The organism is Ancylobacter sp. SL191 (assembly GCF_026625645.1).
Lineage (GTDB): Bacteria > Pseudomonadota > Alphaproteobacteria > Rhizobiales > Xanthobacteraceae > Ancylobacter.
The window spans coordinates 2,725,234-2,738,865 of sequence record NZ_CP113056.1 but is presented as its reverse complement, the minus strand read 5'-3'; the positions used below and the strand labels follow the sequence as shown (position 1 = coordinate 2,738,865).

At 66.9% G+C, this 13,632-nt stretch carries 12 protein-coding genes; 5 read left to right on the top strand and 7 right to left on the bottom strand.

Going from position 1 to position 13,632, the window contains the following annotated elements:
* The first annotated feature begins 10 nt into the window (after window positions 1-10).
* Window positions 11-664 carry a phosphoribosylglycinamide formyltransferase gene (gene purN, locus OU996_RS12510; RefSeq protein WP_267581948.1) on the top strand — a complete coding sequence of 218 codons (654 nt, stop codon included), beginning with the start codon at window positions 11-13 and terminating at the stop codon, window positions 662-664.
* A 1-nt stretch (window position 665) separates the two neighbouring features.
* On the opposite strand, the gene OU996_RS12505 is transcribed toward purN, so the two are convergent.
* Window positions 666-1,493 (bottom strand): transglutaminase-like domain-containing protein, encoded by an 828-nt coding sequence (locus OU996_RS12505; RefSeq protein WP_267581947.1) that lies wholly within the window; start codon window positions 1,491-1,493, stop codon window positions 666-668.
* 226 nt (window positions 1,494-1,719) lie between these two features.
* Between OU996_RS12505 and OU996_RS12500 the strand changes: the two genes are divergently transcribed.
* Window positions 1,720-3,351, top strand: a complete 1,632-nt coding sequence (locus OU996_RS12500; protein WP_267581946.1) for a GMC family oxidoreductase — start codon at window positions 1,720-1,722, stop codon at window positions 3,349-3,351.
* A gap of 113 nt (window positions 3,352-3,464) precedes the next feature.
* Here OU996_RS12500 and mepA read toward each other — a convergent pair whose 3' ends face one another.
* Complete coding sequence (gene mepA / locus OU996_RS12495) at window positions 3,465-4,340, bottom strand: penicillin-insensitive murein endopeptidase (protein WP_420712628.1); 876 nt, start codon at window positions 4,338-4,340, stop codon at window positions 3,465-3,467.
* Window positions 4,341-4,344: 4 nt separating this feature from the next.
* Complete coding sequence (locus OU996_RS12490) at window positions 4,345-5,355, bottom strand: L,D-transpeptidase (RefSeq protein WP_267581945.1); 1,011 nt, start codon at window positions 5,353-5,355, stop codon at window positions 4,345-4,347.
* 233 nt (window positions 5,356-5,588) lie between these two features.
* On the opposite strand from OU996_RS12490, the gene OU996_RS12485 reads away from it, so the two are divergent.
* Entirely contained in the window at window positions 5,589-5,972 is a 384-nt protein-coding gene (locus tag OU996_RS12485) for a PRC-barrel domain-containing protein (protein WP_267581944.1), read from the top strand.
* An 86-nt stretch (window positions 5,973-6,058) separates the two neighbouring features.
* Here OU996_RS12485 and OU996_RS12480 read toward each other — a convergent pair whose 3' ends face one another.
* Window positions 6,059-6,508, bottom strand: a complete 450-nt coding sequence (locus OU996_RS12480) for a hypothetical protein (protein WP_267581943.1) — start codon at window positions 6,506-6,508, stop codon at window positions 6,059-6,061.
* A 146-nt stretch (window positions 6,509-6,654) separates the two neighbouring features.
* Window positions 6,655-8,460 (bottom strand): translation elongation factor 4, encoded by a 1,806-nt coding sequence (gene lepA / locus OU996_RS12475; RefSeq protein ID WP_267581942.1) that lies wholly within the window; start codon window positions 8,458-8,460, stop codon window positions 6,655-6,657.
* Between the two features lie 126 nt (window positions 8,461-8,586).
* On the opposite strand from lepA, the gene OU996_RS12470 reads away from it, so the two are divergent.
* Window positions 8,587-9,222 carry an MBL fold metallo-hydrolase gene (locus tag OU996_RS12470; RefSeq protein ID WP_267581941.1) on the top strand — a complete coding sequence of 212 codons (636 nt, stop codon included), beginning with the start codon at window positions 8,587-8,589 and terminating at the stop codon, window positions 9,220-9,222.
* Window positions 9,223-9,313: 91 nt separating this feature from the next.
* Window positions 9,314-10,138 carry an MBL fold metallo-hydrolase gene (locus tag OU996_RS12465; RefSeq protein ID WP_267581940.1) on the top strand — a complete coding sequence of 275 codons (825 nt, stop codon included), beginning with the start codon at window positions 9,314-9,316 and terminating at the stop codon, window positions 10,136-10,138.
* On the opposite strand, the gene OU996_RS21390 is transcribed toward OU996_RS12465, so the two are convergent.
* Together OU996_RS21390 and OU996_RS12450 are read right to left on the bottom strand one after the other, a co-directional pair.
* Window positions 10,116-12,218: a putative bifunctional diguanylate cyclase/phosphodiesterase gene (locus OU996_RS21390; RefSeq protein ID WP_324290696.1), complete on the bottom strand. Its 2,103-nt coding sequence runs from the start codon at window positions 12,216-12,218 to the stop codon at window positions 10,116-10,118. The two genes, OU996_RS12465 and OU996_RS21390, sit on opposite strands and share 23 nt — an antisense overlap.
* A 100-nt stretch (window positions 12,219-12,318) precedes the next feature.
* A complete protein-coding gene (locus OU996_RS12450; protein WP_267581939.1) occupies window positions 12,319-13,623 on the bottom strand; it encodes an amidohydrolase family protein in 1,305 nt (434 codons plus the stop codon).
* Window positions 13,624-13,632: the final 9 nt, after the last annotated feature.

The following is a 13,632-nucleotide window of genomic DNA, read 5'->3' as shown; positions in this document are numbered from 1 at the left end:
GGCCGCCCTCATGACCAAGCCCCGCGCGGCCGTCCTCATCTCCGGGCGCGGCTCCAACATGATGTCGCTGATCGAGGCAGCGGCAGCGCCGGGCTACCCGGTGGAGATCGCCTGCGTCATCTCCAACCGGCCGGACGCGCATGGCCTTGCCCGCGCGCAGGCCTGCAACATCCCCACCCGCACGGTCGACCACAAGGCCCATGCCGACCGCGCCGCCTTCGACGCGGCGCTTCAGGCGGTGCTGGAGGAGGAGCAGGTGGACCTCGTCTGCCTCGCCGGCTTCATGCGCCTGCTCACCGCCGGTTTCGTCGAGGGCTGGCAGGGGCGGATGATCAACATCCACCCCGCCCTGCTGCCGAGCTACAAGGGCCTGCACACCCATGAGCGCGCGCTGGCCGACGGGGTGAAAATCCACGGCGCCACCGTGCATTTCGTCACGCCGGAAATGGATGTCGGGCCGATCATCATGCAGGCCGCCGTGCCGGTGCTGGAAGGCGACACACCCGATACGTTGGGCGCCCGCGTGCTGGCGCAGGAGCATGTGATCTACCCGGCCGCGCTGCGCCTCGTCGCCGAGGGGCGCGCCCGCATCGACGGCGCGCGCGTCGCCATCGACGAGTTCGAGGTCGCCCCGCCGGCTTTGGTGGTGCCGCCCGCCGGCTAGGTCAGGCGATGCCGACCGCCTTCACCGTCGGCACCTCGCCCTCCGCCTCCTCACGGGCGGCGATGGACACCTCCATCCCGGTCATCTCGGCATTGCCATAGATCGTCGCGAAAGCGGCATCCGCCGCGTCATGCCCGACGCCGATGCGCACCAGTCCCTGAAGCGCGGCCTTGCGGGTGGGATCGAACAGATACCAGGCGCCATCGAGATAGCACTCGAACACCGCATGGAAATCCGGGGGGTCGAGCTGCCACGCATAGGCGCTGGCGAAGCGTGCCGGGATGCCCAGCGCGCGGCAGAAGGCGATGCCGAGATGGGCGAAGTCCCGGCACACGCCGGCGCGCTGCACCATGATGTCATAGGCCGAGGTCTCGGAACTGGTGCTGCCGCTGACATAGTCGACATTCTCATAGATCCAGTTGCAGATCGCGGTGACGCGGGAATGCCCGCCCGGCAGATCGCCGAATTCGCGGTAAGCGAAGCGCGCCAGCCGGTCGGACTGGCAATAGCGGCTTGGGTTGAGGAAGGTCATCACCTCCAGCGGCAGCTCGGCCACCGGCGTCTCGCGCACTTGCGCAGGATCCGCTTCATGCATGGCGAGTTCGACAGTCGCGTCATAGGCCACCGTAAAGGTGCCCGGCTCGACGATGGCGCGCACCAGCCGCGTGCCGCCCTCGGTCTCGAAGCGGTCCACCGCGACGGCGGGGCTGAGATCGAGCGTCTCGGCGAGGATCTTCTGGTTGCGCAGCGCCGCCGCCTCGATGTTGAGGATGAAGACGGTTCTGTCGCGCACCTCATAGGCGAGGCGCGCGGCGACGGAGAATGTCATGGCGTGTGTCCGGTTGAGCGGGGATCGTCGCGAAGACGCGCATGCGGACAGTTGGTTCCATGGGAGCACCGCCGGTCTGATGCGCGCGCCGGGCGTGGCGGGACGAAAGCGCATCCGGCCCGCGTTTGCGAACATCGCGTGGGCGGTAATGCGCATTGCCGCCCAACGGCTTGGCGGGCAGGTTGCGGGCCAAGAAACGTACCGCTGAATCGCCCGAGGAAACGCCATGCCCGCGCCTGCTGCCCGCGACACCGAGAGCTATGACTACATCATCGTCGGCGCCGGTTCCGCCGGCTGCGTGCTGGCGAACCGGCTCTCGGCCGATCCGAAGAATCGGGTACTGGTGCTGGAAGCGGGCGGGCGGGACAATTGGATCTGGTTCCACATCCCCGTCGGCTATCTCTTCGCCATCGGCAATCCGCGCGCCGACTGGTGCTTCAAGACGGTGGCCGAGCCGGGGCTGAACGGGCGGGCGCTGAACTACCCGCGCGGCAAGACGATCGGCGGCTCCTCCGCCATCAATGCCATGATCTATATGCGCGGCCAGGCCGGCGACTATGACCATTGGCGCCAGCTCGGCCTTACCGGCTGGGGTTGGGACGACGTGCTGCCGATCTTCAGGAAGCATGAGGATCATTATCTCGGTGCCGGCGAATTCCACGGCGCGGGCGGGGAATGGCGCGTGGAGTTCCCCCGCCTCACCTGGACGCTGCTCGACACCGTGCGCAAGGCGGCAGCGGAAGCCGGCATCGCCCCGATCCCGGATTTCAACACCGGCGACAATGAAGGCTCCTCCTATTTCCAGGTGAACCAGAAGCGGGGCTTTCGCTGGAGCGCCGCGCGCGGCTTCCTCAAGCCGGTGCTGAAGCGCGGCAATCTCCGGCTGGAGACGGGATGCCTCACCGAGCGCGTGCTGGTGGAGAATGGCCGCGCCGTCGGCGTCGTCTACCGCCAGAATGGGGTAACGCGCACCGCGCGCGCGAAGGGCGAGGTGATCCTCGCCGCCGGCGCCATCGGCTCGCCGCAAATCCTGAAGCTCTCCGGCATCGGCCCGGCCGCCGAGCTGGCCGAACACGGGATCACTGTGGCCCGCGATCTGCCCGGCGTCGGCGCCAATCTGCAGGACCATCTGCAGTTGCGGATGATCTACAAGGTCAGCGGCGTGCCGACGCTGAACGAGCAGTACCACTCGCTGTTCGGCCGGGCGAAGATGGGGCTGGATTTCGCGCTGTTCCAGCGCGGGCCGCTCACCATGGCGCCCTCGCAGCTCGGCATCTTCGCCCGCTCGCGTGCCGAGGTGGAACGCGCCGACCTTGAATTCCACGTCCAGCCGCTCTCGCTCGGCAAGTTCGGCGAGCCGCTGCACACCTTCCCGGCCTTCACCATGAGCGTGTGCAACCTGCGCCCGACCAGCCGGGGCGACCTGACGCTCGCCAGCGCCGACCCGGCGGCGGCCCCGCGCATCCGCCCGAATTATCTCGCGACCGAAGAGGACCGGCAGGTCGCCGCCGACAGCATCCGCGTCGCCCGCCGCATCGTCCGGCAGAAGGCGCTGGCGCCCTACCGGCCGGACGAGATGCTGCCGGGCCCGAGCATCGACGACACGCCCGAGGCGCTGGCGCGGGCGGCCGGTGACATCGGCACCACCATCTTCCACCCCGTCGGCACGGCGAAGATGGGCCTGCCGAGTGACCCGATGGCCGTGGTCGACGCGCGGCTGCGGGTGTTCGGCATCGGTGGGCTGCGAGTGGTGGATGCCTCGGTGATGCCGACCATCACCTCCGGCAACACCAATTCGCCGACCATCATGATCGCCGAGAAGGCAGCGGGGATGATCCTTGAGGACGGGCGGGCTTGAACCGTTACCTCGTCATCCCGGACGGCCGGGAGGCCGATCCGGGATCGCGTGACGGATGGAAAGCGATCCCGGCTCTGCGGCTTCGCCTTCGGCCGGGATGACCCACGGTGAAACTACGGCGCCAGCAGCACCTGACGGCAGGCGGGCGGCAGATCCTTGAGCATCATCGGCGGCGGGGGCTTCACCGGCTCTTTGGGCGGCTTGGGGTTGATGTTGCCCTCCGAGAACCACCAGTCCAGCTCACTGCCGCAGCCCTCGCCGGGCGTCACCGGATCCTGCGCGCGGCAGTCCGGGCTGCCATCCGGGCACGCGATGCGGACGTGCATGTGGTAGTCGTGCCCCCAATAGGGACGCACCTTCTGCAGCCAGGAGCGGTCGCCCGTCGCGTCGCGGCACAGCGCCTTCTTGATGGCGGCGTTGACCAGCACGCGCTCCACCGCCGGATCCTGCGCCGCCGCGCGGATCACCGCGATATGGCCGGGCGTCCAGACCTTGGCGTCCACATCCAGCCGGTCCGGCCGCACGATCATGGTGGCGGCGACCTTCTCGCGCTCATCCTTGGTGAATTCGCGCTTGGGCATGGGAGTGAGCCAGATATCGGCATCAAGGCCGATCTGGTGCGAGGCATGGCCGGTGAGCATCGGCCCGCCGCGCGGCTGCGACATGTCACCGACGAGGATGCCCGGCCAGTTCGAGACCTGCGGCACCTTGGCGGCGAAGCGCTCGAGGAAGGCGATCAGGTCCGGGTGGCCCCAATTGCGGTTGCGGGACAGACGCATGGCCTGCCAGGTCTTGCCATTGACCGGCAGCGCCTGCGCCCCGGCAAGGCACCCCTTGGAATAAAAACCGATGGAGCGCGTGCCGATCTCCGCGGGCTCCTTGGCCGCGCTGAAGAGCTGCTTGGCCGGCGTGGTGTCGGCGGCGGACTGCGCCAGAGCTGCCCCCGCGACGAGGCAGCCGGCCAGGGCGAGGAGGAACGCCCGCCGCACCGGTTCAGCTCATCGCCTGCGAGAGCACGACGAAGTTCTTGTCGGTGCGCGTCTGTGCCGGCGCGGCGAGATCGGTGATGAACAGGGTGGAGCCCGGCACCAGCAGCTTGGCCAGTTGCTGGTTCGCTTCCGGCGCGACGGTGACGCGGTTGATCGCCGCCGTCGCCTTGCCCGCCGCACCGCCATTGCCCTCGAAGGACACGGCGGTCCAGGAAACCTCGCCACCGACCTGCTTGAGCACATAGACGACATTGCCGAGCGGCGAGCCCGGATCGGTAATGGTCACCGGCGCGCGCAGCACCTCGGCGGCGTCCTTCAGCACGACAAGCTGCTTGTCCGCGCCCGAGACGATCATGGACACCGCATCCTGCGCCGGATTCGGCGCGGCGGCGGTGTCGGGCGTGCCATTGGCGTTCTTCGGCGCATCGGCCTGAATGGCGGTCGTGGCGTCCGCCGGCATGACGAGGCCGGGGTGCAGCACATCCACCGGCTGGGAATGCGCGTCGGCGATGATGACCGGCGTCCCGTAATGCGTCACGCCAAACACCAGCTTGGCGAATTCCAGCGGCAGGTGAACGCAGCCATGCGAGGACGGGTAGCCCGGCAGCCCGCCCGCATGCAGCGCGACGCCCGACCAGGTTAGCCGCTCCGTGAAGGGCATGGAGGCGTCGTCATAGATCGAGGAGTGGTGGTCGACATCCTTCTGCAGGATGGTGAACACACCGACCGGCGTCGCGTGCCCTTCCCTGCCGGTCGAGCAGGTGGAGACGCCGATGCGCACGCCATTGCGATAAACATAGCAGCGCTGGTCGGGCAGCGAGACGATGATGGCGACGAAACCATCCGGCGCGCGGTCGGGATACCAGACATACTGGCCGGGCTTGAGCGCATCCACCTCCGTGAGGCCCGCCTCCTGTCCCAGCGCCTCCCAGGGCGTCATCAGGCCAAGGGCCGTGCCCCCGACAAGGCCGAGCGCCGCACGGCGCGTCAACGGCAAGGGACGATCAGGGCGCATGGCGAATCTCCGCGTCGGGATCTCGCCACCTTATAGCCGGGGGCCATGGCCGGCGCCATCTCGGCACAGCCCGCGCTCTGGCTGGTAACGGGAAGCTGATGTCAAACAAGTTCCGCAGCGTTCATACAGCCAACGCAGCACTCGTCTTGTGTTGCGGGCCGATTTCATAGGGAACGTAAAGCTAACCCGCTCGTTCTCCTGACATGCAGACGCTCAACGAGGAGAGACAGACTATGGAAAGCACGCAGCACAATCTCGCCGCCGCCGAAACCATGACGCTGATCGGCTCCGACAAGGTCGAAGGCACGGCCGTCTACCGCCCCGATGGCGAGCGCATCGGCTCGATCGAACGGGTGATGATCGACAAGCTCAGCGGCCAGACCGCTTACGCGGTGATGAGCTTCGGAGGCTTCCTCGGCTTTGGCGAGGACTATTACCCGCTGCCCTGGTCGCTGCTGAAATATGATGAGAGCCTCGACGGCTATGTCGTCGATCTCACCGATGAGCAGCTCAGCGGTGCGCCGCATCACGCGAGCTCGGACGACCGCTCCTGGGCGGATCGCGACTGGGACCGCAAGGTGAACGACTATTACCAGGTGCCGCCCTACGTCATCTGACGCGGCGGGCGGACAGGGTCATTCAGGCGGCCGGGCGCGATGCCCGGCCGCATCGTTTTCGGCCTCGTCTCTGCCCGCCCGAAACCTCACGCCTCGATGACGAGGAGCACCTTCTGCTTGGTGATGCCGGCGACACGCGAGGCAAAGAACGCGCCGACCGGCAGGCAGGCTAGTTCCGCGAAGTTCGGGTCGTCCACGCCGGACAGGTCGATATAGCTGCCATGAACCTGCAGTTGCCCGCCGGCGAGCGCGGGGCCGAGGCCGGTGCCGCCGAGGGTCACACTGTCGCCGTCATAGCCGCCCGCAGCCGCCAGCGGAATGGACTGGGAGGTGGTCTGCGCCACCCCGCCCACGATGGCCATGACGTTCGACAAGGTGTTCAAGACCAGCGAATTGTCCGGTTCGGTGGTCAATTCGGCAAGGGGCAGCGACCATTGATACTGGATGCCCACCGTATCGCTGATCTGCCCCGGCCCACCATCCCCGCCGGAGATGGAGGCCGTCGTCAAGCTCTTGGTTATGGTGATGGTGATCACAGACGTTCCCCCGTCGTCGACGTGGGAAGACGGTACACCAAAACCGCGCATCCGTCGCACATCATCGCGCGGAACGTGCATAAATGTCTGCGACTACGAACCCTAGCCCGATTGCCATAAGCCGATCTCGACCGGCCCGCCGGGGCTCAGTCATCGACCTTCAGCGCGGCGATGAAGGCTTCCTGCGGGATTTCCACCCGGCCGAACTGGCGCATCTTCTTCTTGCCCTCCTTCTGCTTCTCCAGCAGCTTGCGCTTGCGGCTGATATCGCCGCCATAGCACTTGGCGGTCACATCCTTGCGCAGGGCCTTGATGGTCTCGCGGGCAATGATCTTGGCGCCGATCGACGCCTGGATCGGAATCTGGAACAGGTGCTGCGGGATCAAATCCTTCAGCTTCTCGCACATGGCGCGGCCGCGATATTCGGCGCGCGTGCGGTGAACCAGCATGGACAGCGCATCCACCGGCTCGGCATTGACGAGGATCGACATCTTCACGAGGTCGCCGACACGATAGTCGGTGATCTGGTAGTCGAAGGAGGCATAGCCCTTTGAAATCGACTTCAGCCGGTCGTAGAAATCGAACACCACCTCGTTCAGCGGCAGGTCATAAGTCAGCATGGCGCGTGCGCCGACATAAGTGAGCTCGATCTGGCTGCCGCGCCGGTCCTGGCACAGCTTGATGACCGAGCCGAGATAGTCGTCCGGCGTCAGGATGGTGGCGCGAATCCACGGCTCGCGGATTTCCTTGATCTTCACCACATCCGGCATGTCGGCCGGGTTGTGCATGTCGATCACGGTACCGTCATTCATCTCGATCTCGTAGATGACCGAGGGGGCGGTGGCGATCAGGTCGAGGTTGAACTCGCGCTCCAGCCGCTCCTGAATGATTTCCAGATGCAGCAGGCCAAGGAAACCGCAGCGGAAGCCGAAGCCGAGCGCGGCCGAGGTCTCCATCTCGAAGGAGAAGCTTGCATCGTTGAGGCGCAGCTTGCCCATGGCGGCGCGCAGATCCTCAAAGTCGGCGGCGTCGACGGGGAAGAGACCACAGAACACCACCGGTTGCGCCGGCTTGAAGCCCGGCAGCGCCTCGGCGGTGGGGCGCTTTTCCTCGGTGATGGTGTCGCCGACGCGGGTATCGGCGACTTCCTTGATCGAGCCGGTGAGGAAGCCGATCTCGCCCGGGCCGAGCTGCGACATCACGGTGAGCTTGGGCGTGAACACGCCGACGCGGTCGACATCATAGACGGCCTCGGTGCGCATCATCTTGATGCGCTGGCCCTTCTTCATCACGCCGTCGACGATGCGCACGAGCACGACAACGCCAAGATAGACGTCGTACCAGCTGTCAACCAGCAGCGCCTTCAGCGGCGCGTCGCGGTCGCCCTTGGGGGGCGGCAGGCGGGTGACGATGGCTTCCAGCACATCGGGAATGCCGATGCCGGTCTTGGCGGAGATCATCACCGAATTCGAGGCATCGAGGCCGATGACGTCCTCGATCTGCGCCTTCACCTTGTCCGGCTCGGCCGCCGGCAGGTCGATCTTGTTGAGGACCGGGACGATCTCGTGATTGTTGTCGATGGCCTGGTAGACATTGGCCAGCGTCTGCGCCTCGACGCCCTGCGAGGCGTCGACCACCAGCAGCGAGCCCTCGACGGCGGCCAGCGAGCGGTTCACCTCATAGGCGAAATCGACATGGCCGGGCGTGTCGATGAGGTTGAGGATGTAATCCTCGCCGTCCTTCGCCCGATAGGACAGGCGCACGGTCTGCGCCTTGATGGTGATGCCGCGCTCGCGCTCGATATCCATGCTGTCGAGCACCTGCTCGGACATTTCGCGCTCCGACAGCCCGCCGGTGATCTGGATCAGGCGGTCGGCGAGAGTCGACTTTCCATGGTCGATATGGGCGACGATGGAGAAGTTGCGGATGTTGGAAATCGGCTCGGTGCTCATGGGCGCGCAATAGCATTGGCGACAGGTCGCCACAAGGCGCGGGCGCCGCCCGCGACCTTGCGCGCCGGCATATGATCGACCACAGTCCCGCCCGCCGTTGCCGCCCGCTCGTTTCCAGGAGCCACCATGCCGAGCCTGAAGGTCGCCGTCGTTCCCGTTACTCCCTTCCAGCAGAACTGCTCCATCGTCTGGGACGAGACGACCAAGCGCGGGGCGGTGATCGATCCGGGCGGCGACCTGCCGCGAATCCTCGCGGCGCTGGAGGAGCTGGAGGTCACGGCGGAAAAGATCGTGCTGACCCATGGCCATATCGACCACGCGGCCGGCGCGGCGGAGCTCGCCGAGACGCTGAAAATTCCGGTCGAAGGCCCGCATGAGGGCGACAAGTTCCTGCTCGACGACCTGCCGGTCGCCGGCGAGCGCACCGGCATTCCCGGCCGCGTGGTGACGCCGAACCGCTGGCTGAACGAGGGCGACACGGTGGAGATCGGCGGGATCGACTTCGACGTGCTGCACGTCCCCGGCCACACGCCCGGCCATGTCGCGCTGGTGAACCGCGACAACAAGCTCGCCATTGTCGGCGACACGCTGTTCCAGCGCTCGGTTGGCCGCACCGATTTCCCCTATGGCGACGGGCCGCTGCTCATCAAGGGCATCAAGGAGAAGATCCTGCCGCTGGGCGATGCCTTCACCGTGCTGCCCGGCCATGGCAGCGCCACGAACATCGCGCTGGAGAAACGGACCAACCCCTTCATCCGGTGATGTGACGCTGCGGCGCGCGGCACGCAAACGTGACTCGCCCTAACGTCAGCTCGCGCCATGATGCTCCGGACGCCCGCCCGGAGCCCTGCCCATGCCGAGCCCGTTTTCCCGCCTTTTCGCTCTCGCCCTTCTCGCTCTGGCAGCGCCCCTATCGGTGGCGCCCGCGCAAGCCCAGGCCGAGCGGTGCCCGAAGCTGGTGGCGACGAGCCCCTTCCTCTCCCCGCCCCGCCTGACCGCGATCCCGGCGGCGATGCCTGGGGAACGCGAGGTGAGCCTGACCTTTGTCGGCCACGCCACGTTCCTGATCGAGACCGCCGGCGGCGTAACGCTGGCAACCGACTACAACGACTATGTCCGCCCGAGCGTCGTGCCGCGCGTGGCGACGATGAACCGGGCGCATTCGACGCATTACTCGCTCAACCCCGATCCGGGAATCGAGCGCGTGCTCAAGGGTTGGCGCGAGGACCGCGACCCCGTGCATTACGACCTTGAGGTGGGCGATCTGTGGATCGGCAACCTGCCGACCAATATCCGCGATTGGGAAGGCGGCACGATCAAGAACGGCAATTCGATCTTCATCTTCCGCGCCGCCGATCTGTGCATCGCCCATCTCGGCCATCTGCACCACACGCTGACGCCCGAGGATCTTGGCGCGCTCGGGCGGATCGACATCGTCCTGGCGCCGGTGGATGGCAGCTACACACTGGATGTGGACGGCATGGTCGAGGTGCTGAAAGCGCTGGAATCGCCGGTCGTCATCCCCATGCACTTCTTCAACCCGAGCACGCTGGAGCGCTTCCTCGCCAAGCTCGCGGACAGCCGCTACACGATCGCGCGCCAGCCGACGCCCACCGTGGTGCTCTCCCGCGCCAGCCTGCCGACCACGCCGACGGTCATGGTGCTCCCAGGAAGGTGACGACATTGCCGCCGGCGCGCCGCGCGGCCTGGCGCAGCATCCATGTGGCCGCCCGTGCAGCCTCCATCGGGTAGCCGAACAGATAGCCCTGCGCGAGGTTGCAGCCGAGCAGGTGTAGCGAGATACGCTGCGCCTCGTTCTCGATGCCCTCCGCCAGGACGCTCATGCCAAGCTCCCGCCCGAGCGCGATCACCGCATGGACGATGGCGCGGTCGGCGGCCGAATGCTCCATGTCCGCGATGAAGCTGCGGTCGATCTTGATGACATCGACCGGCAGCCGCCGCAGATGGGTGAGCGAGGCGTGGCCGGTGCCGAAATCGTCGAGCGCGATGCTGAAGCCCGCTCTGCGGAGCGCCGAGAGCGTATCCACCACCACCTCGCCGCTGCGGCCCAGCGTGACGGTCTCCGGTACCTCGAACTCGATGTGGGCCGGCGTCAGCCCGGCGGCGTTTACCGCCGCGCGGAGATGGTCGGCAAGCGCCCGGTTGCGGAACTGGTTGGCGGAGAGATTGACCGCCACCCGGCCGGGATCGAGCCCCTCATCGATCCATTGGCGGACCTGCGTACAGATGCGGGCGAACATCGCGGTGCCGATGGGCGCCATGAGCCCGACGCTCTCGGCCGCGGGGATGAAAAGGTCCGGCACCAGCAGGCCGCGGGTGGGATGGCGCCAACGCAGCAGCGCCTCGAAGCCCTTCGGCACGAGTGTCCCGAGTTCCATGATCGGCTGGTAGAACACCTCGAACTCGTCCCGCTCCAGCGCGGCGGTGAGGTCCACGATGCAATGGTGGCGTTCATCCGCCGCGCGGCGCATGCCGATGTCGAAATGGCGCACCCGCCGGCCATTCTCGGCCTTGGCGGCATAGAGGGCGAGATCGGCATTGCGCTGGAGCGCGTCCGGCGTCGCGCCGTCCTCCGGCCAGGCGGCTATGCCGAAGCTCGCCGCCATGCTGAACACGGTTCCCGTGGCCGGGTCGGCGATGGGCTGGCTGAGACGCAGGTCGATCTCGCTGGCCCGGCGGCGCAGCACCTCGACATCGACCAAATGGGTGAGCAGCACCGCGAATTCGTCGCCGCCGAGCCGGGCGGCCACATCCTCCGGCCGCAGGCTCGCGCGCAGCCGGACACCAATCTCACGCAGCACCGCGTCGCCGGCAGCGTGGCCATAGGTGTCGTTCACCTCCTTGAAGCTGTCGAGGTCGCACATGATGAGCGCCCCGGCGGAACCCGGCCGCTCCATGGCCGCCTGGAGCTTTTCCTGGAAGCAGACGCGGTTGATCAGGCCGGTCATGGTGTCGTGGGTGGAGAGGTAGTCGGAGCGCGCGCGCTCTTCCACCCGCTCGGTGATGTCGCGCTCATTGACCAGAAGGCTCACCCGCCCGCTCACCGGGTCCGTGGTGGTCCGAAGATCCATGCCGTGCCAGCGCTCGCCCGCACTGGTCGCAACCCGGAACTCGCCGGAGACCATCCGGCCCATGAAGGCATCGGTACGCGCCGGATCATGCCCGAAAGCCTCCCGCCAGATGGCCTCACCCGCCGCGCGGTCGCAAAAGCTGTCGAGAAAACGGTGATCGTCATCGGCATAGGTGCGCGACGCGACGGGGTTGCGGAACATCACCTCTCCGCTTTGGCCATAGAGCGTCACCAGCACGCTTGTATGCCGTAGCGCCTCCACGCCGCGCAGCTCCTGCGGCTCGACCTGCGGTACGGTCGCCTCGACCAGCATTCCGACATGGCCGTTCGAGAGGCGTACACCGCTCATCAGGCAGTCGACGGTGAAGGGTCGGTCCTTGGGATAGAACGTCCAGCGCTCGGTGAAGACCTCACCGGCGCGCAGCCGCCCCATGGTACGGCCAAGCCGCGCCCGGATGGCCTCCGAGTGCGGGGTGAAGTCGCGGGTAAAGAACTCCGCCTCCTCGCCGGGCTCCACCCGCCAGAGCGCCCGCGCGGCGGCGTTGGCGTAGAACTTCCGCAGTGTGTCGAGATCGAGAATCCATACCGGCCGGTACAGCAGATCGAACCCTTCGGTCCGGCATTCCGGCAGGGATGGTGACGGACGAATGTCGACGTCAAACGGCATGGGCGATCACGGACGAGACGGGATCCTCCCCATGAATATGGGGCATTCTTCGCCACCATACACGCGGCGCATGTCATTCATTGCCGAAAGTTTCGCCCGATCATGAATCCTTCGGCGCATAGGCGGCGGGATCGACCAAAGCCGGCCGGCCCGGTAGCGCGAGCGTTGAGACGCGTGGCGCGCCCTCCGCGATCACCCGGCCGCGCCGGATGACGAAGAGCCGCGCCGCCTTGAGCCGAATGGCCTCGATGGGATCGGCCGCCTGCAGGATCACGAAATCGGCGTTGCAGCCGGGCGCGATGCCATAGCCGTCCAGACCCATGATCGTCGCCGGATTGGTGGTGACCGCCTCCAGGCACCAGGCCATCGCCTCGCGCGAGGTCATCTGACCGACATGCAGCGCCATGTGCGCGACCTCGAGCATGTCGCCCGAGCCGAGTGAATACCAAGGGTCCATCACGCAGTCATGGCCGAAGGCGACATTGACGCTAGCCGCCCGCAATTCCGGCACCCGCGTCATGCCGCGCCGCTTGGGGTAGGTGTCGTGCCGGCCCTGCAGGGTGATGTTGATCAGCGGATTGGCGATGGCATGGACGCCCGCCTCGGCGATCAGCGGGATGAGCTTCGAGACGTAGTAATTGTCCATGGAGTGCATGGAGGTGAGATGCGAGCCGGCCACCCGGCCCTGCAGGCCGAGGCGCTGCGTCTCATAGGCCAGCGCCTCGATATGGCGGGAGAGCGGATCGTCGCTCTCGTCGCAATGGATGTCGACGCGCAGGCCACGGGCAGCCGCGATCTCGCACAACGCCTTCAGTGAAGCCGCGCCATCGGCCATGGTGCGCTCGAAATGCGGGATGCCGCCGACCACATCGACGCCCATGTCGAGCGCGCGTTCGAGGTTCTTCGCGGCGGTGGGCGAGCGGTAATAGCCATCCTGCGGGAAGGCGACGAGTTGCAGGTCGATATAGTCCTTCACCTGCTCGCGCACATCGAGCAGCGCCTCGACGGCCAGCAGGCGATCGTCGCACACATCGACATGGCTGCGGATGGCCAGCAGCCCCTGGCTGACCGCGAGATCGCAATAGCGCAGCGCCCGCTCGATCACCGCCTCGTGGGTCAGCAGCGGCTTGAGCTCGCCCCAGAGCGCGATGCCCTCCAGCAGCGTACCAGAGGTGTTGAGGCGCGGCAGACCGAGCGAGAGCGTCGCGTCCATGTGGAAATGCACGTCGACAAAGGGCGGCGAGACCAGCCTGCCGCCAGCGTCGATGATCTGCCCGGCACCCTCGCCCGCCTGCGCGGCGATGCCCGGCTCGACGGCACGGATGCGCCCGGCCTCGCAGGCGATGTCGACGCAGCTACGCCCATCGGCCAGACAGGCATTGGTGACGATCAGGTCAAAGCTCATGGGGTCCGC

Coding starts and splice junctions, on each gene's coding strand:
- purN (WP_267581948.1), top strand. CDS start 11: ATGACCAAGCCCCGCGCGGCCGTCCTCATCTCCGGGCGCGGCTCCAAC.
- OU996_RS12505 (WP_267581947.1), bottom strand. CDS start 1,493: ATGACATTCTCCGTCGCCGCGCGCCTCGCCTATGAGGTGCGCGACAGA.
- OU996_RS12500 (WP_267581946.1), top strand. CDS start 1,720: ATGCCCGCGCCTGCTGCCCGCGACACCGAGAGCTATGACTACATCATC.
- OU996_RS12490 (WP_267581945.1), bottom strand. CDS start 5,355: ATGCGCCCTGATCGTCCCTTGCCGTTGACGCGCCGTGCGGCGCTCGGC.
- OU996_RS12485 (WP_267581944.1), top strand. CDS start 5,589: ATGGAAAGCACGCAGCACAATCTCGCCGCCGCCGAAACCATGACGCTG.
- lepA (WP_267581942.1), bottom strand. CDS start 8,460: ATGAGCACCGAGCCGATTTCCAACATCCGCAACTTCTCCATCGTCGCC.
- OU996_RS12470 (WP_267581941.1), top strand. CDS start 8,587: ATGCCGAGCCTGAAGGTCGCCGTCGTTCCCGTTACTCCCTTCCAGCAG.
- OU996_RS12465 (WP_267581940.1), top strand. CDS start 9,314: ATGCCGAGCCCGTTTTCCCGCCTTTTCGCTCTCGCCCTTCTCGCTCTG.
- OU996_RS21390 (WP_324290696.1), bottom strand. CDS start 12,218: ATGCCGTTTGACGTCGACATTCGTCCGTCACCATCCCTGCCGGAATGC.
- OU996_RS12450 (WP_267581939.1), bottom strand. CDS start 13,623: ATGAGCTTTGACCTGATCGTCACCAATGCCTGTCTGGCCGATGGGCGT.